The 24,614-nt window shown below is 69.1% G+C and carries 21 protein-coding genes; 13 read left to right on the top strand and 8 right to left on the bottom strand.

Features of this window, described 5'->3' with window-relative positions; translation table 11 throughout:
- Nucleotides 1-28: 28 nt before the first annotated feature.
- Nucleotides 29-1,252 (top strand): SGNH/GDSL hydrolase family protein, encoded by a 1,224-nt coding sequence (locus G6O69_RS13995; RefSeq protein WP_172304000.1) that lies wholly within the window; start codon nucleotides 29-31, stop codon nucleotides 1,250-1,252.
- A 1-nt stretch (nucleotide 1,253) separates the two neighbouring features.
- On the top strand, nucleotides 1,254-2,411 hold the full coding sequence (locus G6O69_RS13990) for a serine hydrolase domain-containing protein (RefSeq protein WP_172303999.1): 1,158 nt from the start codon (nucleotides 1,254-1,256) through the stop codon (nucleotides 2,409-2,411).
- A gap of 6 nt (nucleotides 2,412-2,417) precedes the next feature.
- On the opposite strand, the gene G6O69_RS13985 is transcribed toward G6O69_RS13990, so the two are convergent.
- Nucleotides 2,418-3,515 carry a hypothetical protein gene (locus tag G6O69_RS13985; RefSeq protein WP_172303998.1) on the bottom strand — a complete coding sequence of 366 codons (1,098 nt, stop codon included), beginning with the start codon at nucleotides 3,513-3,515 and terminating at the stop codon, nucleotides 2,418-2,420.
- Nucleotides 3,516-3,697: 182 nt separating this feature from the next.
- Between G6O69_RS13985 and G6O69_RS13980 the strand changes: the two genes are divergently transcribed.
- Together G6O69_RS13980 and G6O69_RS13975 are read left to right on the top strand one after the other, a co-directional pair.
- Nucleotides 3,698-5,485 carry a HAMP domain-containing sensor histidine kinase gene (locus G6O69_RS13980; RefSeq protein ID WP_172303997.1) on the top strand — a complete coding sequence of 596 codons (1,788 nt, stop codon included), beginning with the start codon at nucleotides 3,698-3,700 and terminating at the stop codon, nucleotides 5,483-5,485.
- A 34-nt stretch (nucleotides 5,486-5,519) separates the two neighbouring features.
- Complete coding sequence (locus G6O69_RS13975) at nucleotides 5,520-6,242, top strand: hypothetical protein (RefSeq protein ID WP_172303996.1); 723 nt, start codon at nucleotides 5,520-5,522, stop codon at nucleotides 6,240-6,242.
- A gap of 143 nt (nucleotides 6,243-6,385) precedes the next feature.
- Here the strand turns inward: G6O69_RS13975 and G6O69_RS13970 are convergent, their stop codons facing one another.
- Entirely contained in the window at nucleotides 6,386-6,973 is a 588-nt protein-coding gene (locus tag G6O69_RS13970) for a hypothetical protein (RefSeq protein WP_172303995.1), read from the bottom strand.
- Nucleotides 6,974-7,236: 263 nt separating this feature from the next.
- Between G6O69_RS13970 and G6O69_RS13965 the strand changes: the two genes are divergently transcribed.
- From G6O69_RS13965 to G6O69_RS13950, 4 genes are all read left to right on the top strand, one after another.
- Complete coding sequence (locus G6O69_RS13965) at nucleotides 7,237-7,851, top strand: 50S ribosomal protein L25 (RefSeq protein ID WP_172303994.1); 615 nt, start codon at nucleotides 7,237-7,239, stop codon at nucleotides 7,849-7,851.
- A gap of 54 nt (nucleotides 7,852-7,905) precedes the next feature.
- Nucleotides 7,906-8,541: an aminoacyl-tRNA hydrolase gene (pth, locus tag G6O69_RS13960; protein WP_172303993.1), complete on the top strand. Its 636-nt coding sequence runs from the start codon at nucleotides 7,906-7,908 to the stop codon at nucleotides 8,539-8,541.
- A gap of 31 nt (nucleotides 8,542-8,572) precedes the next feature.
- Nucleotides 8,573-10,855: a sodium-translocating pyrophosphatase gene (locus tag G6O69_RS13955; protein ID WP_172303992.1), complete on the top strand. Its 2,283-nt coding sequence runs from the start codon at nucleotides 8,573-8,575 to the stop codon at nucleotides 10,853-10,855.
- Nucleotides 10,856-11,059: 204 nt separating this feature from the next.
- Nucleotides 11,060-11,686 (top strand): TetR family transcriptional regulator, encoded by a 627-nt coding sequence (locus G6O69_RS13950; RefSeq protein WP_346017142.1) that lies wholly within the window; start codon nucleotides 11,060-11,062, stop codon nucleotides 11,684-11,686.
- Between the two features lie 220 nt (nucleotides 11,687-11,906).
- Here G6O69_RS13950 and G6O69_RS13945 read toward each other — a convergent pair whose 3' ends face one another.
- The 3 genes from G6O69_RS13945 to clpS all read right to left on the bottom strand — a co-directional run bounded on the left by G6O69_RS13945 (nucleotide 11,907) and on the right by clpS (nucleotide 16,412).
- A complete protein-coding gene (locus tag G6O69_RS13945) occupies nucleotides 11,907-13,379 on the bottom strand; it encodes an aspartate aminotransferase family protein (RefSeq protein WP_172303990.1) in 1,473 nt (490 codons plus the stop codon).
- 107 nt (nucleotides 13,380-13,486) lie between these two features.
- Nucleotides 13,487-16,081: an AAA family ATPase gene (locus G6O69_RS13940; protein ID WP_172303989.1), complete on the bottom strand. Its 2,595-nt coding sequence runs from the start codon at nucleotides 16,079-16,081 to the stop codon at nucleotides 13,487-13,489.
- Complete coding sequence (clpS, locus tag G6O69_RS13935) at nucleotides 16,068-16,412, bottom strand: ATP-dependent Clp protease adapter ClpS (RefSeq protein WP_172303988.1); 345 nt, start codon at nucleotides 16,410-16,412, stop codon at nucleotides 16,068-16,070. The genes G6O69_RS13940 and clpS overlap by 14 nt, the downstream gene beginning before the upstream one ends.
- A 110-nt stretch (nucleotides 16,413-16,522) precedes the next feature.
- Between clpS and G6O69_RS13930 the strand changes: the two genes are divergently transcribed.
- Nucleotides 16,523-17,833, top strand: a complete 1,311-nt coding sequence (locus G6O69_RS13930; RefSeq protein ID WP_172308229.1) for a GNAT family N-acetyltransferase — start codon at nucleotides 16,523-16,525, stop codon at nucleotides 17,831-17,833.
- Nucleotides 17,806-18,906, top strand: a complete 1,101-nt coding sequence (locus G6O69_RS13925) for a hypothetical protein (protein WP_176396821.1) — start codon at nucleotides 17,806-17,808, stop codon at nucleotides 18,904-18,906. The genes G6O69_RS13930 and G6O69_RS13925 overlap by 28 nt, the downstream gene beginning before the upstream one ends.
- Nucleotides 18,907-19,065: 159 nt before the next feature.
- Here G6O69_RS13925 and G6O69_RS13920 read toward each other — a convergent pair whose 3' ends face one another.
- On the bottom strand, nucleotides 19,066-19,482 hold the full coding sequence (locus G6O69_RS13920; protein ID WP_172303986.1) for a CBS domain-containing protein: 417 nt from the start codon (nucleotides 19,480-19,482) through the stop codon (nucleotides 19,066-19,068).
- A gap of 121 nt (nucleotides 19,483-19,603) precedes the next feature.
- Complete coding sequence (locus G6O69_RS13915) at nucleotides 19,604-20,926, bottom strand: DUF5690 family protein (RefSeq protein ID WP_346017039.1); 1,323 nt, start codon at nucleotides 20,924-20,926, stop codon at nucleotides 19,604-19,606.
- Nucleotides 20,927-21,080: 154 nt separating this feature from the next.
- On the opposite strand from G6O69_RS13915, the gene G6O69_RS13910 reads away from it, so the two are divergent.
- The 3 genes from G6O69_RS13910 to G6O69_RS13900 all read left to right on the top strand — a co-directional run bounded on the left by G6O69_RS13910 (nucleotide 21,081) and on the right by G6O69_RS13900 (nucleotide 23,667).
- The gene (locus G6O69_RS13910; protein ID WP_172303985.1) at nucleotides 21,081-22,070 is read left to right on the top strand and encodes a TRAP transporter TatT component family protein; all 990 of its coding nucleotides are present in this window, start codon (nucleotides 21,081-21,083) and stop codon (nucleotides 22,068-22,070) included.
- Between the two features lie 51 nt (nucleotides 22,071-22,121).
- Nucleotides 22,122-23,186, top strand: coding sequence for a TRAP transporter substrate-binding protein (locus G6O69_RS13905; protein ID WP_172303984.1), 1,065 nt, complete (start codon nucleotides 22,122-22,124; stop codon nucleotides 23,184-23,186).
- A 145-nt stretch (nucleotides 23,187-23,331) separates the two neighbouring features.
- Entirely contained in the window at nucleotides 23,332-23,667 is a 336-nt protein-coding gene (locus tag G6O69_RS13900) for a hypothetical protein (protein ID WP_172303983.1), read from the top strand.
- Between the two features lie 96 nt (nucleotides 23,668-23,763).
- Here G6O69_RS13900 and G6O69_RS13895 read toward each other — a convergent pair whose 3' ends face one another.
- On the bottom strand, nucleotides 23,764-24,558 hold the full coding sequence (locus tag G6O69_RS13895) for an arginyltransferase (protein ID WP_172303982.1): 795 nt from the start codon (nucleotides 24,556-24,558) through the stop codon (nucleotides 23,764-23,766).
- Nucleotides 24,559-24,614: the final 56 nt, after the last annotated feature.

Genomic DNA, 24,614 nt, shown 5'->3' with positions numbered 1-24,614 from the left:
CGCTCTGATGTAGATTTGGCGCTCTTCGATGGCAGCTGAAATGAACCTGTTCCGCTCGACGCTCTCAAGTCCCACGCTCCTGTTTCTCCTCGCGCCCTTCATCGTTGCGGGCTGTGGTGCAGACCCCGAACCCGGCAGCAGCGACGAGGCCGAAGACACGGGGACGGACGAGTCGGGCGAGACGGGCACGGACGAGACCACGACCGACGAGTCGGGCAGCGGCGAGAGCAGCGAGGACGACGTCGGCGAGAGCACCGAAGAGAGCACCGAGACCGGGACCGAGACGGACACCGAGACCGACTCCGACACTGGAGAGACGGACACCGGCGGCGACAACCTGGCCTGCCTCGACGGCCAGTTCCTCAACGGCCCCTCCCCCGGCCCGGCCTACGGCGCCTACGACCTGACCATCGGCTCGCACTGCAACGGGACCAACAACCAGGACATCACCGACATCGAGCGCGTGGTCTTCCTCGGCGACTCGGTCACCGTGGGCACGCCGCCGACGGGGGTCAACGAGTTCTACCGCTCGCTCGTCGCCGACGAGCTCGAGATGGCCTTCGACCTCGACGCGACGAACTTCTTGTGGAAGCAGTACGACCCGGTCAACGGCACCGCCGTGGTCCAGGACGCCGGCGACTTCTCGTCTTGCGCCAAGTGGGGCGCGCGCAACGACGACTTCCTCGGCAATCAGCTCGAGGACTGCTTCCCCGAGGAGGAGCGGCTCAAGCGGACCTTGGTGATCACGACCATGGGTGGCAACGACATCGCGGCCCTCGCCAAGGACGCCGTCGAGGGCGTGACCACCGACGCGCTGCTGGCCGACGCCGACTCGATGCTCGCCGACCTGCGCATGGGCATGGAGTGGATGATGGACCCGGAGAAATTTCCCAACGGGATCTTCGTGGTCTTCGCCAACGTCTACGAGTTCACCGACGCGACCGCGGACCTGCTGTCCTGCCCGGCCGCGAGCGTGGCCGGCTTCGACGCCAACCCCGAGGACCCCGATCAGCTCATGGAGCTGATCAACTACATCAACGGCGAGTACGCGCAGGTCGCCGCCGACTTCGGCACGGACCTGGTGTTCATGTTCGAGAACTTCTGCGGCCACGGCTTCCGGGCCGACGACACCTCGGGGCTGTGCTACCGCGGGCCGAGCTCGGACACCTGGTTCGACCTGACCTGCATCCACCCCACGCCCGACGGCCACGCGGCCCTCGCCGGCCTCTTCCTCGACGTGATCCTCGAATAAGGTGCGCGCGGACCCCCTCGACCAGCGCCTGCGCGCGGCCGCGGGCGTGGTCAGCCCGGGCTGCGTGGCCCTCGGGCTGCGCGGCGGCGAGCTGCGCTACCTCGGCGTCGCCGGGACCCTGGCCAGCCACGCCGCCGCCGGGGCGCTGACGGACGTCGCCGTCGACGAGGACACGCGCTACGACCTCGCCTCGCTGACCAAGGTGCTGTCGACCACCACCTTGGTCGCGCAGAGCGTGGCCGAGGGTCGCCTCGCCCTCGACGACGCCCTGCCCGATCCGCTCGCGCCCGCCGACGGCCCCGCCCCGCGCCTGGCCGAGCTGCTCGAGCACGCCGCCGGCCTCGCGGCCCACCGCGAGTACTTCCACGCGCCCTGGTCCCTGGCCGTCAACCAGCCCGAGGCGATGCTCGCGGCCATCCGCGCGACCGCGCGAGACTGCCCGCCGCAAACGCGGGCGATCTACTCGGACCTCGGCTTCATCTTGCTCGGACGCTGGCTCGAGCTCGTCCACGAGCGCCCCCTCGACGCGCTCTTTCACGAGCGCGTCGCCGAGCCCCTCGGCCTCGCGGGCGCGATCGGCTTTCGGCGGATCTCCGCCAGCACCGAGGCGCCCGCGGACAGCTCCAAGAGGCCAATCGCACCCACGGAGGTCTACGACGCCGCGCTCCACGGGGGCGCGCGCCAGCACTGGTACGCCATCCGCGAGACCCTCGGCCAGGGCATGGCCCACGGCGTCGTCCACGACGACAACTGCCTCGTCCTCGACGGCGTCGGCGGGCACGCCGGGCTCTTCGGCACCGCCGCGGCCGTGGCCGCCATCGGCCAGGCCTGGCTCGACGGCCTGCCCCTCGTCGCGCGCGAGCGTCACCCCGAGCTGCTCGCCCGCTTCTCCCAGCCCTCGCGCGTGGCCGGCTCGACCCGGCGCCTGGGCTTCGACGGCCAGGACCCCTCGGGCGGCGGCTCGACCGGGGGGGCGCTCTCACCAGCGAGCTTTGGTCACCTGGGCTTCACGGGCACCAGCTTGTGGATCGACCCCGCGCCCTCGGCCCGGAGCGTGCACGTGCTGCTGACCAACCGCGTGCACCCCAGCCGGGGCGACGCCGGGCTCGGCATCCGCGCGCTCCGGCCCCAGGTTCATCGGCTGCTCGCGGCGCGCTGAGCCGCGCTAGAAGCGAAACGAGCCGCCGAGCATGAAGCCCTGCCCCTCGAGGGGCGCGCCGCCGATCTGCACGTCGTGCTCGATCAAGGTCGCGACCGTGGGGTCTTCCTTGTGGACGAAGAGCAACGTGGTGAACACGGCGGTGCCCACGAAGAACACACCCGTGGCGACCCAGCTCACGGTCGCCGTCGTCGCCAGAGCGTCGGCCTTGTTGCAGACCGTGGTGACGGCCCCGTTGGTCACCGCCCCAGGCTCGGGCTCGGCCCGCGCCAACACGCAGAGGTCACCGTTGGTGTGGGGGTCGATGTCGTTGCCCGGCTTGTTGTCTTCCAGCGAGGCCTCGGCCGCGGCGATCAGCTCCTTGCGCACCGGCCCGCGGACCGCGACGCCGGTGCCGATGGCCGTGCCCAGCGCGGCCACGGTCAGCCCGCCCATGACCCCAACGCCGACCTTCTTCCACCGAGGCCGCGGCTCGTAGGGCCCCCAGATCAGCGTCCCCGAGTCCTTGGGCTCGCGCCCCTCGGGCTCCGCGCTGCCCTCGGCCCCCTCGCCCTCCTCGCTCACGGAGGGCGGGATGTCGTCGGCGGTGATCTCGATCTCGTAGAGCTCGTTGATCATGTTGGCCGCGGTCTCGGCCATCTTGGTCTCGGCGAGCTCGGCCGGGGTCAGCACCCGCTCGATCTCCTTTTGGATCGAGCCGGTGTTGATGTTGAGGAGGACCAGGTTGATCTTCCAGTTGTCCCCGTACTTGGTCATGGTCGCGTAGACCAGCTCCTGGGAGCCCAGGGTCTTACCGGCCTCGGCGAAGCAGGGCACGTCGGCCTCGCCGCAGCCCATGGTCAGCTTGAGCTCGGCCAGGGTCATGGTCCGGCCGTCGTCGCGGCCGCGCTGGGTCAAGTCCCAACGCAGCGCGTCGCTGAGCGCGGACACCGGCTCGCCCTCGCCCTCGACGCCGAGGAAGGTCGTCGTCGACTCGGGCTGGGCGGCCTCGGAGACCTGAGGGACGAGGGCGCTCGCCAGACCGACACTGACGCTCGCGGCGCTGAGCGTCGCGGCGGTGAGGGTGGCGGTCAGACGGGAGACGAAGCTGCGGACGCGAGGCATGACGGGAGGTCCAGCCCGACAAAGGACGGGAGGCTGAAGTTGACATGTCCGCGCGGACCTGAAAAGGGCTTAGCCGGTGCGATCGCGCGATCGCGTACATGTTTCGCGTCCGAGCCCGCGTGACCTGAACAAACCCCGGGACCCGCCCGGGACTCGCCCGTGTCGCGGTAGCATCCCCCGCCGTGACCGACGACGACGACGACGACGAGCTCATCGGAGACGCTGGCTCGAGCGCCAGCGCCGATGGGCCGTCCGCGCGGGCGGGCGCCGCCGAGCTGCCGCCGCTGCGGATCCGCGGCAGCTTGGCCGCGCGGATCGTCGCGCTGGTCTTGTTGGTGGTCCTCGGTACCGGATCCTCCGCGCTGATCATCGTCACTCAGGTTCGTGGCCTGCGAGCCAACTTCGACCTGCTCACCGGCGTCTACATCCCCTTTCAAACCCGCCTGCTCGCCGCCCAGGCCCAAGACCAGCGCATCCACGCCCTCGCGTCGAGCCTCGGCAACCCCGAGAGCCTCGATCGCGGAGATCTGCTGACGATGAACCTCGAGGACGCCTACGAGCTGCGCGCCGCGCTGATCGCCGAGGTCCGTCAGCCCCTCGAGCAGGCCCTCTCCCACTCCGATCGCCTCGGCGGCGCGGATCAGCTCGACGCGGTCCGAGATCTCCACCTCGAGGTCACCACCCTCGAGGCCCTCGCCGAGCTGACCGAGGGCGACGATCTGCGCGAGCTGATCACCGACGCCTCCCGCCAGTCGGAGATCAGCCGGCGCTTTCGGACGCTACAAAAGCGTGCCAACGAGGTCGTGGCCGAGCAACGCGACACCGTGGCCGCGGCCGGGCGCATCGCCGAGCAGCGCGCGCTGATCGTGACCCTCGCCGCCGCCGTGCTCTCGCTGATCGCCACCTTGGCGGTGGTCCTCACCCTGCGCCCTCTGCGACGCCTGGCGATCAGCGTGCGCCGGATCGGCGCCGGTGAGTGGCGCGAGCGCCTCGAGCTCGGCGAGCGCCCCGAGCGTGACGACGAGGTCGCCAGGCTCAGCCGCGAGGTCAACCACATGGCCGAGGCCCTCGAGGAGCGCGAGCGTCGGCTGCTCCACGGTGAGCGCCTCGCCGCCATCGGCCGCCTCGCCGCGCAGATCACTCACGAGATCCGCAACCCGCTGTCGAGCGTCGCCCTCAACGCGGAGCTGCTCGAAGACGAGCTCGGGCAATTCGGCGAAGACAGCGAGGAAGCGCGGCAGCTGCTCAGCCGCATCGCCACCGAGGTCGACCGACTCACGCAGATCACCGAGGCCTACCTGGGCTTCGCCCGCCGCCCCAAGCCCCAGCTGGCGCGCCTCGAGCTCGGGCGTCAACTCACGGATCTCCTCGATTTCCTCGCCCAGGAGCACCGCCAAAATGGCGTCCTCGTCGTGCGCGAGCTGCCCAGCGAGCCGCTCTGGGTCGAGGCCGACGCCGGCCAGCTCCGCCAGGCGCTGATCAATTTGCTGCGCAACGCCCAGGAGGCGGCCCTCGAGGTCAACGAGGACGAGGACGAGCAGGCACGCCGAGACAGCGGCGTCGGGGATCTGCTCGACGATCTCGACGAGCTCGACGAGCTCGAAGGGGAGCCGGCGCGTGGCTCGGGCGCCGACCAGGGCCCCGAGCGCGGCCGCGGAGGCGCGCGGATCGTCGTCACCCTCGAGCCCGCGGGCGAGGGCGAGGAGCGCCGCGCCAACATCCGGGTCGCCGACAGCGGCCCAGGCATCCCAGGCGCCGACGAGGGCGGCCTGGAGCGCATCTTCGAGGCCTTCGTGACCAGCAAGGCCCACGGCACTGGCCTCGGGCTGCCCATGGTCCAGCAGATCGCCGTCGATCACGGCGGCGGCGTCCGCCTGCTCGAGACCGGCCCCGAGGGCACCCGCTTCGAGCTTTGGCTGCCGGCTTGCGATCCCCCCGCCCCCTCCGTATCCTCGCCAAACTTCGCGTAAGCCGCTCTGACGGCTCGCGTTCGAAACAGCTGCCATGCTCACGCGTCGCCCCTTCGCCTCCGCCCTCCTGTTGACCGCCGGCTTCGCCGTCAGCGCATGCACGGCCATCTTGGTCCCCGACGAGGGGGACGACGGCGTTGTCCGCTGCAACAACACCGAGGACTGCCCGGACATCGAGGACAACCGCTACCGCTCGCAGTGTGTGTTCGGCGACGGCCAGGACCAGGACAACTCCGACAAGGTCTGCGCCGCGGACTTCGAAGTCATCGGCTGCAACCCGCAAAATTACGACGGCGATCACCCCTTCGTGACCCTCTACGAGGACGCCGTCGATGCCAAGGCCGCCTACGTCGCCTGCACCGAGGAGAACCGGGGCAAGCGCGGCTGCCTGAACAGCGGCGGCAGCTGCGAGGCCGGCCTCGAGCTCCGCGAAGACGGGGTCTGCGACGACCCCAACGACCCTCTGCCCGCGATCTACCCGCCCGACGTCGGCGGGGCCGACATCGCTGGCCAGGACGTCATGGATCAGTTCTGCCGGTCTTACTTCTGCGACGAAGAGTTCGTCTGCGACACCAGCACCTCCAACTGGACCTGCCGGCGCTGCTCGACCAGCGACCCCTTCGCCGAGGGCGGCTGCGGCCTGCTCTACATCCAGGGCGCCCGCTCCAGCGTCTACGAGGACGCGAGCCTCGGCAACTGCGACGGCACCCTCGAGACCGAAGAGCAGGTCCTCGGCACGGCGCCCGAGGTCATCTGAGCTGATCAGGCCTGATCAGGTCTGATCAGGTCTGATCAGGCCGCGAGACGAACGAAGCCCGCGAAGCTCAACTTCGCGGGCTTTGTCGTCTCGGCGCCTCGCCAATAGACCAGTAGCGAGGCGTATTTTTCAGGGCGCAGCCCTCAGAGCGCCAGCTCGCGCGCTTCCCAGGACTCCCCATCGAGGGCCTCGAGGGCCTCGGCCGCGCCCTCGTCGAGCTCCACGAGCGCGCCCTCGCCCAGGCCGGGCACGTCGAGGGCCGCGAGCGAGCCGCCCACGTCACGAACGTCGATCTCCCAGTCCTTGCGGCTGTAGAGCGTCATGCTCCTGCCGTTGCGTGCCCTCAGCTCGAGGCACAGGTCGAAGGGCGCCGGGGCCTCGCCCTTGCACGCCCAGGTCCGCACCTCGACCGCCGAGCGCACGCGATCTTGAGGGAAGAAGAAGTGCAGCGCGTCCCCGTGCTGCTCCCACTTGAAGACCTCCACCCGGTGGCGCCAGCTCGACGACCGGCCCGTGGCCCCGAAGTGGCCCTTGGGGTGCTCGAGGACCACCAGGTGGCCGATCATGTCACGCCCGTCCTCGGGGACATGATCGATCCAGGGGCGGTTGACGAGGTGCTTGGCCGCCTGCGCGCCGTCGTCAGCGAACAGCGCGCTCCCGACCTTCCACAGCCCAAAGGTACAAAAACCCGCCAGCGCGAGCGCGATCGTCTTAGCGTGTGCCTTCGCCATCACCGGAGTGTGGCATTTGCGCGCCTGAGCGTCCATGGCGTCGCCTCCGCTACGCCAGACCCCGCGCCGAGCGGCGAGGGATCTCACAGGGCCCCGCCCCCCGTGCACTTGGACTAGCGGCCATGCGCAAGTAGACAGCGGCCAACCGTACCCAGGGCGTGCGTCGGCGGCGAGCCGGTCCGAGTGGACCAAGAAGCACCTATCCGACGGCCCCGCAACCAACCCGCGGCAGCGCTGCCGCGGGGACGAGAGAGACAGACAACATGACCGAGTCCGAAATCGGCAAGCTCAACGTCCAGATCCGCGAGAACTCCGGCAAGGGCGTCGCCCGCAAGCTCCGCGCCCAGGGCCTGATCCCCGGCGTGCTCTACGGCAAGGGCGAGGGCAACGTGATGCTCACCATCAGCCCCCGCGAGCTGCGGCGGGCCATGGACCCCCGGCGCAAGCTCAACACCTTCTTCACCTTGAACATCCAAAGTGGAGACTCGACCAGCGTCGAGCAGTGCGTGCTGACCGACTACCAGGCCGACCCGATCCGCGACGAGTTCCTGCACGTCGACTTCCTGCGTGTCGACCCGAACAACGAAGTCGTCACCAAGATCCCCGTCGAGTACTCCGGTCGCGCCGTGGGCGTGGTCGCCGGTGGCAAGCTGCGGACCTACCAGCGCACCGTCCGGGTCTCCGCCAAGCCGGCCCAGATCCCCGTCAAACTGGCCGTCGACGTCACCCCCCTCCAGGCCGGTCAGACCCTGCGCATGAAGGATCTGAGCCTCGAGAACGCGACCTTGCTCGAGCACCCCGACGTGGTCGTGGCGACCGTCGACCCGCCGCGCGCGGCCAAGGCTGCGGGCGCCGACGACAAGAAGAAGAAGAAGTAGTCGCCCCGGCGGCCCTCTCCACCCTGCCCTCCTGCTCCCCCCGCGCGTGCAACGATGTCGGACGACTCTCCTTGGCTGATCGTCGGTCTCGGGAACCCGGGGCCGAAGTACGCCGAGAACCGGCACAACGTCGGTTTCATGGTCGTGGAGCGCTGGGTGGAGCTTCATCAGACACCGGGCGCGGGCCCGGTGGCCTGGCGCTCGCAGTTCAAGGCCCAAGTCGCGAGCACGCGGCTCACGGGCCTCGGCCGCTGCCTGGTCATCGAGCCCCAGACCTACATGAATTGCTCGGGCGAGAGCGTCCGGGCGGCCATGGACTACCACGACGTCCCCCTCGATCGCGTCGTCGTCGTCCACGACGAGATCGACTTCGAGTTCGGTCGCGTCGGGCTCAAGCGCGGCGGTGGCCACGGCGGCCACAACGGCCTGCGCGACATCATCAAGCACCTCGGCAAGCCCAGCTTCCTGCGCGTCCGCGTGGGCGTGGGTCGGCCGCGCCACGGCGAGGTCGCCGACTGGGTGCTCGCCAACTTCTCGGGCGAGGACGCCATGTTCGTCGGCGAGCTCGTCGATCGGGCCGCGCAGGCCCTGACCTGTCTACTCACCGAGGGCCTGCCCTCGGCCATGAACAAGTTCCATCAACCCTCGGATTCTTCGCCCGCGACTCGAGCCCCCAAGGGGTCCTCGTGAGCGGGCGAGCCACTTTGTAAGGAAAACCATCGTGAACCCCCAACAGCTGCTTCTCGCCATCCCGGTGGCCGGCGTGCTGGCGTTGATCTACGCCGCCGTGACCTCCTTTTGGATCAAGGGGCGCGACGCCGGCAACGAGCGGATGAAGGCGATCGCCCTGCAGATCCAGCGCGGCGCCATGGCCTTCCTGCGCGCCGAGTACATCGTGCTCGCGGGCTTCGTGGCCCTCGTCGCCATCGGCCTCTACTTCCTCAACCGCACCGAGGAGACCTCGAGCCCGCTCGTCGCCCTGTCCTTCGTGCTCGGCGCGAGCGCCTCTGGCCTCGCCGGCTTCTTCGGCATGCGCGTCGCGACCCTGGCCAACGTGCGCACGGCCGCGGCCGCGCGCACCGGCCTGCCCCCGGCCCTGCAGATCGCCTTCCGCGGCGGCGCCGTCATGGGCATGAGCGTCGTCGGCCTGGCCCTGCTCGGCATGGGCTCGCTCTTTTGGCTGTACATCGGCCAGTTCGAGGTCGACATCACGGCCCTCGACTCGGTCTCGGAGAGCGTGAAGTTCTCCAAGGTCATCAACGTGCTCGCGGGCTTCTCGATGGGCGCCTCGTCCATCGCGCTGTTCGCCCGCGTCGGCGGCGGCATCTACACCAAGGCCGCTGACGTCGGCGCCGACCTCGTCGGCAAGGTCGAGGCCGGCATCCCCGAGGACCACTTCCTCAACCCCGCGACCATCGCCGACAACGTCGGCGACAACGTCGGCGACGTCGCCGGCATGGGCGCCGACCTGTTCGAGTCCTACGTCGGCTCGATCCTCGGCGCGATGATCCTCGGCGCGATCGCCATGCACGGCGCCTTCGAGGCCACCTTCTTGCCCCTGGTGCTCGCCGCCGTGGGCATCGTGGTCTCGATCGTCGGCACCTTCGTGGTCCGCACCAAGGAGGGTGGCAACCCGCAGCTCGCCCTCGACGCCGGCGCCTTCGGTGCCGCTGGCGTGATGCTGGTCTGCTCCTACTTCATCATCGACTTCTTCGTGCAGTCCGCCGGCGGCGGCATCCAGTTCGCGGAGTTCGACAGCCCCCTGGGCACCTTGCACCTGTTCTACCCGATGGTCGTCGGCCTCGTCGCCGGCGTGATCATCGGCCTGGTCACCGGCTACTACTGCTCCAAGGGCCGCAAGCCGGTCAACAGCATCGTCGAGCAGTCCAAGACCGGCCCGGCGACCAACATCATCGCCGGCATCGGCGTGGGCTTCGAGTCCACGGCGATCCCGATCCTGCTGATCGTCGCGGCGATCTACGTCGCCAACCTCTACGCCGGCCTCTACGGCGTGGCTCTCGCCGCCCTCGGCATGCTCTCGACCACCGGCATCCAGCTGGCCGTCGACGCCTACGGGCCGATCTCCGACAACGCCGGCGGCATCGCCGAGATGAGCGGCCTCCCCGGTGAGGTCCGCGAGCGCACCGACAACCTCGACGCGGTCGGCAACACCACCGCGGCCATCGGCAAGGGCTTCGCCATCGCCTCGGCCGCCCTCGCCGCCCTCTCGCTGTTCGCGGCCTACCGCAAGCTCGCCCTGGGCAACACGGACATCCTGCTCACCGATCCCGCGGTCCTCATCGGCCTGCTGCTCGGCGGCATGCTGCCCTTCTTGTTCTCGGCGATGGCCATGAAGGCCGTCGGCGACGCCGCCATGGACATGATCGAAGAGGTCCGTCGGCAGTTCCGCGAGATCCCCGTGCTCCGCAAGGCCCTCAACCTGGTCGCCAAGGCCGAGGAAGAGGACCGCGCGCTGACCGAGGAAGAGGACGCCGAGGTCCAGGCCGCGGGCAAGAAGACCGAGGTCGAGAAGTGCGTGGCGATCTCCACCCAGGCCTCGATCCGCCGCATGGTGGCCCCCGGCCTGCTGGCCGTCGCCGCCCCGCTGATCATCGGCTTTTGGTCGCCCCACGCCCTCGGCGGTCTGCTCGCCGGCACCCTCGCCTCTGGCGTGATGCTGGCGATCTTCATGTCCAACGCCGGCGGCGCTTGGGACAACGCCAAGAAGCAGGTCGAGGACCAAAAGCGCGACCACGAGAAGAACCTCGGCAAGGGTTCGGAGCGCCACAAGGCCGCCGTCATCGGCGACACCGTCGGCGACCCCTTCAAGGACACCGCCGGCCCCAGCCTCAACATCCTCATCAAGCTGATGACGATCGTGGCCGTCGTGATCGCGCCGCACATCAACCCGGCCAAGGCCGCCGCCAAGAAGCAGGCCGACCAGGTCGAGCAGGCCGACCAGGCCCAATCGGCGGATCAAAAAGCGGAAAAATCCGCGCACTGATCCAAGGCCCGGTCAGTTGGCCATTGGGCCAGTCTGGACCAGGGTTTCTATATGAGCCGCCTTCGGGCGGCTTTTTTTTATGAACTCTGTCACCACGTTGCGGACACCAATGCCCGGATGCCCGCCATGACAGAACTGAACAGCCACGCCAGCAACCTGACATCTGGTGCCTCATTTCATCAAGAGCCCTCGCAGAAGCTCTCGATGGTCGCCTTGCGCGAGCGCAAGAAGGATCAGACCCGGGATGCACTCGCGCGGGCCGCGTTCGACTTGTTCCAGACCAAGGGATACGAGGCCACGACCGTGGCCGAGATCGCGCGCGCGGCCAACGTCTCTCGCCGCACCTTCTTTCGCTACTATGCGACCAAGGACGCGCTCTTGCTGGTCAACGACAGCGAACGCCTCGAGCAGTTCAAGGCCGCCCTCGAGCGCCGCGCGATTGGCGAGACCGCCTTCGCCGCGGTCCGCCGCGCCTGCCTGGCCTCGGCCGAGCAGCTGATGCAAGACCGCGATCGCGTCATCGCTCGCGCGCAGATCATCGAGTCCTCGCCCTCCCTGAGCAAGCAGGAGCGCCAGCAGGACATGGAGTGGGAGCAGGCGATCTCCGACGCGCTGCTCGCCAGCGTGCACGAGCCCAGCGACCTCGGTCGCCGTCGCGCTCGTCAGATCGCCGGCGCGCTGTGGGGCGCCATGCGTGCCACCATGGCCGACTGGTACTCCGACGGTGGTCGCCGCGACCTCGTCTGGCTCACCCGTGAGGCCCTGTCCCTGTTCGAGGGCGCCCTGACCCTGGAGATCGAGCCGGGTCGCGCACCTCGCGCCCAGGCCTGATTTTCTCGACTCAAACCTTCAACGATCGGCAAAAGGCGAAGGGCGACCAATCATCGATTGGTCGCCCTTCGTCTATGCGCTCTCAACCATGACGCGCGGTCCGCATATGAGCGCGCCTCTTATCCTGGGTCCAATTCCTGGGTCCAATGATTCCAGACCACGCAATTGTGGCAGATTGCGCAATCTGGAAATACGCGCACCATTGGACCCATATGGCGGCTCAGACGAAGAGCTCGTTCATGAACTCGGTGAACACGCGCTCGCGCGCGGCCGGCTCGAGCATGTCGAGGACCTCGTTGATCTCGGCCCCGACCTTGGGCACCGAGCCCGAGCCCGGCGTGATCCCGACCATGGCCATCATCTGGCGCAAGGTCTCGTCGTCGATGTTGGTCAGGTCGACCTGGGCGAGGGTCTGCTCGAGGGTCTTGGTCAGCGGGCTGGGCTCGCTGTCGCGGACCTCCTCGATGCACGCGCGGATGTCCTCGAGCAGCGCGTCGAGCCAGCGCAGATTGGCCGGGTTGATGACCAGGTGGATGTTGGCCGGGGACTCGCCGCCCTGCCAGCGATAGCCGAGCTGGACCTGCACGTACCAGCCGCGCTCATTGACCGCGTCGGCGAGGCGGAAGATCGGCACACGCTTCGACGAGAAGGACACGTGGTTCATGTCCGTGGACCCGAGCTGGAAGAGGTCCGGGTGCTCGTCGACGAACTTGGTGACCTTCTCGGTCGCCTCGAGCACCTGGCGGCTGATCTCGAGGTAGCCGTCGTCGCCGACGTGCTGGAGGATCGCCCAGGCCGCGGCCACGGGCCCGCCGGACTTGCTCGACTGAACCGTGGCGTTGGTGATCGAGTAGCCGGTCCAGTTGGCGCAGGTGAAGATCTGATGGCGGCGCAGCGACTTGTGCTTGTAGAGGATCACCGACGCGCCCTTGGCCGCGAAGGCGTACTTGTGCAAGTCCATGGACATCGAGCACACGCCCTCGACGCGCAGGTCGAAGTCGGGCAGCTCGCGGCCGAGGCGACGGAAGTAGGGCAGCAAGAAGCCGCCCATGCAGCCGTCGACGTGCATCCACAGGCCCTTGGCCTTGGCCAGGGCGGCGAGCTCGGGGATCGGGTCGATCACGCAGTGGGCGTAGGACACCGCCGAGCCGACGATCATGATCGCGTGCTCGTCGATCGCCGCCTCCATGGCCGCGACGTCGGCCTTGAAGGTGTCCGGGTCGACGTCGACGAGCACGACCTCGAGGTCGAGGTAGTGGGCCGCCTTGTGGAAGGCCGCGTGGGCCGTGCTCGGGAGCACGATCTTGGGGCGCTGGGCCGAGCGCGCGAGCTCGGGGCGCTTGCTCCGGGCCCAGTCGCGGGCGGCCTTGCAGGCCAAGATGATGCTCTCGGTCCCGCCGCTGGTGAAGTTGCCGACGGTCTGCTCGTCGCCGCCGACGTGGGCCGCGGCCATCGCAATGACCTCGTTTTCGAGGCGCACGAGGCTGGGGAAGGCCGTGGGGTCGAGGCCGTTCTCGCTGAGGTAGGCCATGTAGGCGCGCTTGATCAGCGCCTCGGACTCCTCGCCGGGATCGTACATGTAGGCCCAGACCTTGCCCGAGCGCCAGTCGAGGTCCGCGGCGCGGAAGCCTTCGAGGCGCTCGAGTACGTCTTGGGCGGGGGAGCCTTTGGGAGGGATCGGCGTCCTGCTCATCTCGGGGATGGTACCCCCCTCGCCTTCGTGCGGGCGCATGCGAGCGCCCGCGCATGGCCGAGAGTGGCTATGCGCGGGCTGCTGGGGCCTCGAAGCGAGGACGGGCGCTACTCGGCGGACTCGGCCTCGGGTGCCCGGGCCGTGAACCCGAAGCTCAGCTCGTCCTTGCCGCGGTCGACGTCGACCTCGACGGCGCCGCCGCCCTCGAGCTGACCAAAGAGCAGCTCGTCGACGAGCGCCGCCTTGATGTTGTCGTCGATGACCCGGGCCATCGGGCGCGCGCCGAACTTCTTGTCGTAGCCCTTGCGCGCGATCCAGTCGCGCGCCGCCGGCGTCCAGGTCAGGCGAACGTCTCGCTCGGCGAGCTGAATCTCGAGCTCGCGCAGCATCTTGTCCGCGACCTTCTCGATCACCGGCTCGGGCAGCTGGCCGAAGGTCACGACCTTGTCGAGGCGGTTGCGGAACTCCGGGCTGAAGGTGCGCTCGAGCGCCTTGTTGGCCGTGGAGTCGATGGCGTCGTCGGCCCCGAAGCCCATCTTGCGCTGGGTCATCTCGAAGGCGCCGGCGTTGCTCGTCATGATCAAGATGACGTTGCGGAAGTCGGTCTTCTTGCCGGTCGTGTCGGTCAGCGTGGCGCTGTCCATGACCTGCAAGAGCACCGCGAAGATGTCCGGGTGGGCCTTCTCGATCTCGTCGAGGAGCACGACCGAGTGCGGGTTTTTGGTCACCGTGTCGGTCAGCTGCCCGCCCTGGTCGAAGCCGACGTAGCCGGGCGGGGCGCCGATCAGCCGGCTGACGCTGTGCTTCTCCATGTACTCCGACATGTCGAAGCGCAAGAAGGGCATGCCGAGCAGGCGCGAGAGCTGACGGGCGAGCTCGGTCTTGCCCACGCCGGTCGGCCCGGCGAACAAGAAGCAGCCGATCGGCTTGTCGGGCCGAGCCAGGCCCGCGCGCGCGCGCTTGATCGCCTTGGTGACCGCCGCGACGGCGTCGTCCTGGCCGAAGATGACCTGGCGCAGGCCCTCGTCGATGTTCTTGAGCACCTCGCGGTCGTCGCTCGACACGCTCTTGGGCGGGATCCGAGCCATGCGCGCGATGACCTCCTCGACCTGCGGGACGTCGATGACCAGCGGCTCGTCGGGGTCGGTCTCGTCCTTGGCGGCCTCGCGCTTGGCGGGCTCGCCGGTCTTGACCATGGGCCCGGGGGCGCGGCGCTCGAGGGCGGTGGTCTCACCCACGGACAGGTGCAGGCGCTCGCCAGCGGGCGCGGCGGCCTGGCTGGACTCGGCCTCGTCGCCGGACTCGGAGTCGACGTCGATGTCGACATCGACCGCCGCGATCTTGCCCGCGACGGCGCCCTCGTCTTCGGACTCGCCCTCGGACTCGTCTTCGGCGTCTTCGGACTCGCCCTCGTGGAGGAGATCCCCGCGCAGGAACTCCCCGAGGTTGAGGCGGCCCAGGCGAGCCGCCGCGCCGGTCTCGTCCATCACGTCGATGGCCGAGTCGGGCAGGTGACGATCGCGCAGGTACTTGTGAGCCAGGCGCACCGACTGCTCGATGGCCTCGGGGGTGTAGCGCACGTTGTGGTGGGCCTCGTAGGCCGACTTGAGCCCCTCGAGGATCAGGATCGTCTCGTCCTCGGTCGGCTCGACGATCTCGATCTTCTGGAAGCGCCGGGCCAGGGCCGGGTCGCGGTCGAAGCTCTTGTACTCCTTGTAGGTGGTCGCGCCGATGCAGCGGATCCGCCCGGCGTTGAGCGCCGGCTTGAGCATGTTGCTCGCGTCCATGGAGCCCCCAGAGGTCGCCCCGGCGCCGATCACCGTGTGGATCTCGTCGATGAACAAGATCGCGCCCTCTTGCTCCTCGATCGCCTCGATCACGGCCTTGAGCCGCTCTTCGAACTGACCGCGGAACTTGGTCCCGGCGAGCAGCGAGCCCATGTCGAGGGCGAAGATGTGCGCGTCGACGAGGACCTCGGGCACGCGACCTTCGTGGACCGCGAGGGCGAGGCCCTCGACCACGGCGGTCTTGCCCACGCCGGGCTCACCGACGAGCACGGGGTTGTTCTTGCGCCGGCGACACAGCACCTGGATCAGCCGCGTGACCTCTTGCTCGCGACCGACCAGGGGGTCGATGTCGCCGCGCTCGGCCCGGGCCGCGAGGTCGACGGCGTAGGCCGAGAGCGGATCTTCGGCCACGCCCTCGTCGTCGTCTTCGCCCCGCGGCGCGCCCGTGGGTCGAGCCCGCGGGGCCGCCCGCTTGCCGGCCTTGCCGATGCCGTGGGAGATGTACAAGGTCACGTCGCGGCGGCGGACCTGCTGCTGCTCGAGCAGGTAGACCGCCATGGACTCGGGCTCGGCGAAGAGCGCGACGAGCAGGTTGGCCCCGGTGACCTCGGCCTTGCCCGCGCCCTGGACGTGGAGCACGGCGCGCTGGAGCACCCGGCCGACGCCGACGGTCTGCTGGACCTCGCCGTCGGGGTTGAGCTCGGGGTCGAGCTTGGGCACGTGCTCGTCCAGGAAGGCCTCGAGCTCGACGCGCAGGGCCTCGATGTCGGCGTTGCAACCCTGGAGCACCTCGCGGGCGTTGGGGTCGTCGAGCAGCGCCAACAACAGGTGCTCGAGGGTGATGTACTCGTGGTGGCGACGCCGCGTATCTTGGATCGCGGAGTCGAGGGTCTCACGCAGCTCAGGACTCAGCATCGTCGTCGTCCTCCGGCTCCATGGAAGCCATCAAGGGGCACTCGTTTTGACGCGCGAGCATGTGGGTCTGGGCGACCTTGGTCTCGGCGATCTCGTGGGTATAGACACCGGCCACGCCCACGCCCTTGTTGTGGACGTGGAGCATGATCTCCGTCGACTTGGACTCGCTGTGACGAAAGACCGTCTGGAGCAGACGGACGACGAAGTCCATGGGGGTATAGTCGTCGTTGTGGAGCAGCACGCGGAACATGCGCGGCCGCTTGGTGCGGCGCTCCTGGCGGGTCTTGAGCGCCACGCCACGTTGGGGTTCCTCTTTGCGCTTGTCGGTCATGGATCGCAAAACCGGCCGCAGGACCAGCCCCGTCATGATAGCGCGAGCTCGGCGAAGCTTCGTGCCGGGCGATGGCGCGCTCGGGGTTTGCGCCAAGGCGAATGAAGGTAATGCTCGACCTGGTGGATCTGACCCTTCGCGAGCTCCCCAGCCTCGAGGGCGTCGACTGCGCTAGCTGGAACGCCCTGGATCACCGTCCCTCGCCATTTTTGGAGTGGGGCTTCCTCCGAGCCCTCGAGCGCTCGGGCTCGACGAGCGTCGCCTCGGGCTGGGATCCCCACTACCTCCTGGTCTATAGCGAGCTCCCAAACGCGCGCTCCTCCTCCCCCGATCAGGGGGGCAGCGAGGGCGAGGGCTCCAGCCCAGCTGGGGGGCAACTCCTCGGCGCCGTGCCGGCCTATATCAAGACCCACAGCTACGGCGAGTACATCTTCGACTGGCAGTGGGCCCGGGCGGCCATGGCCAACGGCCTGCCCTACTACCCCAAGCTCGTCGTCGCCGCCCCGGCCACGCCGGCGACGGGCAAGCGGATCTTGCTGCACCCGCAGCTCGACGAGCACCCCGCGCTGCGCGAGGCCGTGGCCCGGCGGCTGATCGCCGGCGTCCGCGAGCTCGCCGACGAGCGGCGCTGCTCGTCGATCCACTGGCTGTTTTGCACGGACGAGGAGCGCCGCCTGCTCGAGGACGAGGGCTTCGCCGCGCGGCGCAGCTACCAGTTCCACTGGCGCAACCAAGGCTACGCCGACTTCGACGCTTTTCTGGCCACGCTGACCTCGCGCAAGCGCAAGCAGATCCGCAAGGAGCGACGCCGGGCCGTGGCCGCCGTCGACGGCTGCGGCTTCGTCCCGGGGACCGAGCTCGGCCCCGGGGACCTCGCCGCCCTCGACCGCTTCTACCGGCGCACGGTCAACCTCTACGGCGGCCGCGAGTACCTGCGCCCGGGCTTCTTCCAGGCCGTGGCCGAGCTGTGCCCCGAACGCCTGCAGTTCTTCGCCGCCCGCCGCGACGGCGAGCCCCTCGCCGGGGCGATCTTCTTCGAGAGCGAGCACGGCCTCTACGGCCGCTACTGGGGCTGCGACGAGGAGATCGAGTTCATGCACTTCGAGGCGGCCTACTACGCCGGCATCGAGCGCTGCATCGAGCGCGGGCTGCCGCTCTTCGAGGCCGGGGCCCAAGGTGAGCACAAGCTCCTGCGCGGCTTCATGCCCTCGCTTTGTCACTCGGCCCACTGGATGCGCCACCCGGCCCTCGACCGCGGCGTGCGTGAATTCCTGCGCGAGGAGGCGGCGGCGATCGAGGACCACGTGCGCATGCTCGCCGAGTACGGGCCCTACAAGCAGGACGAGGGCGGGCTGCGCTTGCACGAGGCCGGCGACGAGGGCGATGCTTCGGTGTGGACACCACCCGAGACCCCAGAGTGAGCGCGCGTGTTCGTGCGGGCCTTTGTCTGATCTCCCTGTCCGGCTTTTTGAGCGCGAGCGCGTGCTCGAGCCCGGCCGAGACGAGCGAGACCGTCCCCCCCGCGGAGCAGGCCGAGCAGGCCGAGCAGGCCGAGCGCGAAGCCGACATAAACCCTGCCGGGGACAGCGACCGCGAGGGCACCGAAGGCGAGCGACAGCGCATCTTGGGGACCAGCGTCAGCCTGATCCCACCCCCTGGCTTCGAGGTCGCCGCCAACTTCGACGGCTTCACCGATCCAGTCCACGGCAGCTCGCTGATGCTCATGTCCTTCGACATCCCCTATGCCAGCCTCGCCGAGACCTTCACCATGCACGAGCGCCTCGCCGAAAACGGCATTCGCGTCGTCGAAGCACACGAGCATCCTCAGGCCGCCAAGCCCGGGACGCTCCTGCGGATCGAGCAGGCCATCCCCTCGGGCACCGTCCAAAAGTGGATGTGGTTGTTTGGCGACGACACCCGCAGCATCCAGGTCATGGGGACCTGCCTGCCGCAGTACTGCGCCACCGAGCTCCCCATCCTCGAGCGCGCGGTGACCTCCGTACAGTGGGACCCCGAGGCGACCGTCGATCCCCTCGAGGGCCTCGGCTTTCGCCTCGGTGACCTCCAGGGCCTAAAAGTCGCAAACCGCATGTCCGACACGCTGCTCCTGACCAACACCGGAATCCCCAAGCTGAGCGGACAAAACAACGTCATGTTCAGCTTCGGGCCGTCGCTCTCTCCAGCGCAGGTCGACGACGAAGCCACCAAGCAGGCCTTCTTGCGCGTGCGCATCGCCGCGCTCCCCAGCCCCGCGCCGACCCTCGACGACGCCCCCTTCACCCCCGTGAAGGTCGACGGCCTCGACGGCTACGTGGCCCTCGGCAGCAGCGTGGAGTCGATCGGCGACACCTTCGTCTACTGCGTGATCCTCTTCGAGCCATCTGGGTACTACTGGTTCGGCGTCGGCATGGCCCCCGCAAACCAGCGCGAGGCGGCCCTCGAGCGCTTCGACGCGATCACCATGAGCCTGTCTCGCGTCGACACGGGCGACTGAGGCCGCAGCCCCTCTCGCCGACGAGCGCCCGCCGAGGCGCAGTCGCAGTCGCAGTCGCGAACGAGCCCCCGACCAGCACAAAGCTGGCGGGGGCTCGCCTCGAGCGACGCTCGGCTCAGTACTGAGCGACGCTCGGCTCAGTACTGAGCGACGCTCGGCTCAGTACTGGTCGAGCAGGTACTTGATGACGTCGGTGCTGGTCACCAGGCCGACGAGCGCGTCCCCGTCGACGACCGGCAGCGAGTGGAAGGTGCCCTTGGACAGCAGCTCGGCCGCGTCGCGCACGGTGTCCTTGGCCGCGATCGTGGTCAGCTCGTTGGTCATGACCGACTCGATGGTGTGCTGGCTGTCGAGCATCGCGTCCACGGCCCGCTCGTCGACGCCGTAGATCGCCAGGCTGAGCTTGATCATGTCCGTCGCGCTGATCATGCCGATGAGCTGCTTGCCGCTGACCACCGGGACGTGGTGGTAGGGGTTGTCCGCCAGCATCTTCCGGACCTCACTGAGCTTCTGCCCCGTGTGCACGGTCTGGATATCGGTGGTCATGATCTTGGAGACGGGTTCGTTGCGCTTCATGGCTGAATCTCGGGGCGCAACCATGCCAGCCCGAGCGCCGCGCGCAAGACTGCACGGACGCAAGGCTTGCGCGCGCGTGCCATCAATCAGGCGTGTCCGTGGTCACGTTCTCGAATCCGCCTCAGGCCCTATCCCCAGCCTGGTCCCCGCTCGTGGGGTTACGCGCCCCCTTGGTCACGCGAGAGAAGTACAGCCCGCTGATCAGGAAGCCCAGCGCCCCGACGATCGCCGTGGCCCACGAGAACCCGCGGAAGAACTCGAGCCAGCTGAGCTCCGCCTGGCCAAAATTCTTGAACAGCAAGACCAGCACCGAGCCCACATAGCCAAAGGCGTCGGTCACGTAGATCATGAACACCGAGGTCGCGACCACGCCGGTCGCGGCGATCAGCCGGTCGAAGAGCACGCAGCCATAGGGCACGTAGGCCAGGTACATGCCCACGCCGTTGAGGATCATCCACGTGACCCCGCCGATCAGCCCCAGGCTCTGGGCCAAGGTCGCGGCCGCGATCAACACCACGCCCGCGGCCATCAGCGCGTGGATCCCCAGCAGCGCCCGCCGGTTGTCGCGGATCAGGAACATCGCGGCGAGCAGCGCGAGCACGCAGGCGGCGACCCAGGTCTCGGTGGTCGCGAACACCGAGGCGTCGAGGACCCCGAGCTCGTCGAAGATCTCGGCGGCGAAGTTGTCCCGAAAGTCGCGGTAGGCCGTCAGGAACACGTAGAGAAAAGTCAGCGCGAGCAGGCCCGGGGCGAAGCGACGAAAGAAGCCCCGGCGCTGCGAGCCGCTCATCGGCTCGCGCTCGGTCCGGGCCGCGATGTCCTCGCGGCTCGGCGGCGGCAGCTTGGCCAGAGCGATGACCGCGATCACGAAGGCCGGCGAGAAGATCGCCCCGGTCAGCGCGGGCATCCAGACCTCGGGGACGCCCGCGTCCATCAGCGCCAGGCCGACGCTCTTCACGATCCCGCTGGCCACGATGTACGAGGTCGACAGCCCCGCGCCGAGCAGCTCGGTGGTCCGCCGGCCCTCGAGGAAGGCGAACACCAGGCCCCAGACCGCGCCCAGGGGCAGGCCGTTGCAGAACATCGCAACCACCTGCCCCGCCGGCGGCAGCAGGCCAAAGCCGACCAGCGCGAGCTCGGCGACGCCGACCAGGCCGAGCAAGAGCAGCGCCCGGCGGTGGCGCGGCGCCTCGCTGACCACGCGGATGCCGATGAACTTCGACAGCGCGTAGCCGATCACCTGGCTGATCACGAAGGCGATCTTGAGCTGGACCTCGAGGCCCGCGAGGCTGAGGACCTCGCCTTCGAAGCGCGCCGCGGCGAAGGGCTTGCGAAAGGCGTACATACAAAAATAGGCGGTGAAGGCCGCCGTGATCGCCCACAGCGCCAGCCACCGCTGATCGACCTCTTTGCGCTCACGCTCGCGCTCACCCGTGCTCGCCACCCGCGAAGCATGCCGGCAGCCGAGCCGAGCCGAAAGCCCGCGGGTCCGACACCTGGCGCCGCCCCGAAACTCGCCGCTTTACGCGGGTCTGCTGGACCGGCTTTGGCGGGTCGTGAGAAGATCCCCCCTCGGCTTCACGTCCGATCGCTCGCCCATGACCCACCGCGAAGCCCCACGCGCCCGACCGCGCCCTGGCCTGCTCGCCCTGAGCGTGACCCTGGCCGTGGTCTGCGGCTGCAAGGGTCGAACCGCGGCCTGGGAGGAGCGACCACCCCGCGAAGGCTCGCGGCCGCCCGCTTCGGGCCCGGGTAGCCGCGGCGTCAGGGCGCAGCCGGGGGTCGTGGATCTCTCGCTGTGGTCGACCCGCGGCCAGGGCAGCGAGCAGACCCAGGCCGTCATCGCCGCCTGGGAAGTTGGCCTCGGCTGCACCCCGGGCGCCACCGCCCCCGCCGAGCGCTGTCCCGAGCTCGCGACCACCTCGGAGAACGCCGAGGCCCTGGCGATGCTCACCCGCGCCCACTACTTCCTGGCCGACGCCTACCTGCGCGACAACGCGGCCGACTATCTCGATCACCTCGACCGCGGCGTGTGGTGGGGCGAGCGGGCGCTGATGGCCGTGTCCCCCGAGTTTGCGACCGAGATGACCGCCGGCGCGAAATTTCACGAGGCGATCGTCCTCGTCGGCGCCGAAGGCCTGCCGGCGATGTACTGGTACGCCTCCGCCCTCGGCAAGTGGGCCCGCGCCCGTGGTTACGGCGTGTTGGTCCGCCAGCGCGACAACATCCAGGCGACCATGACCCACATCATGGCCCTCGATCCGAGCTACTACCACGGCGGGCCGGACCGCTACTTTGGGGCCTACTACGCCGTCGCCCCCGAGTTCACCGACGGCGACCTCGACAAGTCCAGGCAGCACTACGAGGCCTCCCTCGAGATCGCCCCTCACTTCATTGGCACCAAGGTGCTCATGGCCGAGAACCTCGCCGTCAAGCTCGGCGACGAGGCGCTCTTCGACCGCCTGCTTCAGGAGGTCCTCGACGCCGACCTCGGCACCGCGCCGCCCGAGCTCCAGCCCGAGTTCAACGTCGAGAAGATCAAGGCGCAGGAGCTGCTCAAAAAGAAGGAACGAGAAAAGTGGTTCTAGTCAGGCGCGCGCGTCCACAACGAAGTGCAAGCTGACGCTCGCGGAGGGCCCATGACGACGAAGAATCACCACGCGCTCGCTGACACCGCGCGACGCCGCTTCCTGGTCGGCGCCGCCGCGGCCACCGCCTGGCTGGCCGCGCCCTCCCAGGCCCAGGCCTGGCGAGAGCCCAAGCCCAAAGCCAAGTCCAAGGCCAAACCGCTGACCTTGAAGGTCGCGACCGCGGCGCCCCAGGGGACGCCCTGGGCCACGCAGCTCGAGAGCATCCAGCAGCGCGTCCTCGCCCTGGGCGAGGGCCGGGCCAAGCTCAAGATCTACGCCGGCGCCGTGCTCGGCGACGACTCCGCCACCCTCAGCCGCTGCCGCAAGGGCGGCATCCACATGTGGCTCGGGACCACCTCGACCCTGTCGAGCATCATCCCCGAGCTCGCCGCCCTCGAGCTCCCCTACCTCTTCCCCAACCTCGAGGTCGCCGACGAGGTCCTCGACAAGCACCTCGCCAAGACCCTCGACAAGAAGCTCGAGAAGCTCGGCCTGGCCATGCTCTTCATGACCGAAGCTGGGCAGCGCTCGATCGGCGCCAACTTCGGCTTCGTCAAGGCCGCCCCCGACCTCGCGGCCAAGAAGATGTGCTCGCTCCCCGACGAGGTCCACCTCGACACCTGGCGTGCCCTGGGCGCCTCCCCCCAGGCGCTGCCCGCCGGCGAGGTCAAGACCGCCCTGCGAGCCAGCGTCGTCGACGGCTTCGACGGCACCTTGCTGCAGACCTTCGCCTCGTCCTGGTATCAGGTCGTCACGCACCTCACCCTCACGCGGCACAGCTACCAGCCCGCCCTCGCCCTCATGCACCTCGACACCTGGCGAGGCCTGCCCGACCCCCTGCGCGCGGCCCTGGTCGGCGAGGCCCAAGACGAGTCCGAGTCGGCCCGCGGCCGCAAGCTCGTCCGCGACCTCGAAAAGCCCATGCTCGACAGCTTCGGCGCCGCCGGTGTCGCGATCTACGACCCGACTCGAGGCGAGCTCGAGGCCCTCGCCCGCGCGACCAAGCCCACCCACGAGCGCTTCATCGACAAGCACGGCGCCAGCTTTTACAAGGCGATCACCAAGCATTTGTGAGCCCCGCCACCCACGCGCCCAGCCGCCCTCAGGCTGCGAATCAGGGCTCCGTGGGCGCGCCAGCGCGCGACGGTCAGGTCAAATCTCGGTCTGAGCGACGCCCGGGGGCTGGGCAACCCGCGCCCCCTGTGCCACCTTTTCGACCATGAACAAGTCCATCGCCACGGTGCTCCTGTCCGCGACCTGCATGCTCGGGTTGACCGGCTGCGGGGGGCTCATCAAGGTCCAGCGCGCCGTCGAGGCCAAGGGCTACGACGTCGAGAAGGTCGGCGTCGTCTCGAGCAGCTCGGGCCGCGTGCTCACCGTCTACACCGAGGACGCCCTCAGCTCGTCCCAGAAGCAAGAGGTCATCCAGACCGCCGAGGAGACCTACCGCAAGAAGGCCACCGTCGTGGTCAAGAAGGGCTCCGACCGTCCCCCGCCTCCCCCGCACAACAAAGGTGGCGCCAAGCCCAACGGCGGCGCGCGCCCCAACCAGTGAGCCCGGGCGCCCAGCCCGAACCATGAGCCCAAGCCGCGCGAGCAGGCCGTCCACGGGACGCCCTCGCGCGGCTTTGTGCTGGCCTCGCTCAGACTCTCAGGTCAGCGGCACGACCAGGCCGTGCTCGTTGCGATCGAAGACCACCCAGCGCCCGTCGAGCAGGCGCTCGTGCGGCACATAGCGGGCCTTGTAGGCCATCGAGGGGCAGTTGGCGACGTAGAGCCCGAGGTAGAGCCAGCGCAGCCCTCGGCTGCGGCACAGCTCGAGCTGCTCGAGGATCGAGAACACCCCGGGGCTGAGGTGACCGACGTCCGGATCGAAATAGGTGTAGACCGCCGAGAGCGCGTCGCTGGCCTGGTCGATCACGGCCACGCCCACGAGCCGCTCCTCCCCGTCTTCGACCCCCTCGCGCAGGAAGTAGCGCATCTCGAAGCTCTCGGTGCACGAGTCGACCAAGAACGCGCCGTAGCCGGTCTCGTCGATGGGGTCGCCCTCGCCCATGAGCTCGCGGCCGATCTTGTGGCGGTTGTAGAGCTCGACCCGGGTGCTATCGAGGCGCGGGCGCCCGATCTCGACCCGGAAGAGCTTGCGGCCGCGACGGTGGACCCGGCGCTGGGTCTTGTTGGGCCGAAAGCCGTGCAGGTCGAGGCGGATGGCCTCGCAGGCTGTGCACGCCGGACAGGCCGGGCGATAGAGCACCAGCCCCTGGCGGCGATCTCCCACGCGCAGGCGCTGGCTGAACTCCGCCGGCGTCAGCGGCCGGGTCGGGAGGCGCATGGGCAGCCGCGCCGAGCGGCCCTCGAGGTAGGGACAGCTCGTGTCCTCGTCGTAGACCAGTAGCTCTGGCGGATTTCCGTCGAGCAGCCGAGGGCGTCGGGTGGCCACGCTCATGGGCAGCTCAAGCGTAGCAGCCCGCAGTGAAACTCACCACGGCCACGAACGCGCCG

The sequence above is a fragment of the Pseudenhygromyxa sp. WMMC2535 genome (genome assembly GCF_011083025.2).
Note: the sequence above shows the minus strand (reverse complement) of the source record. Positions and strands in the feature narration are given on the sequence as shown.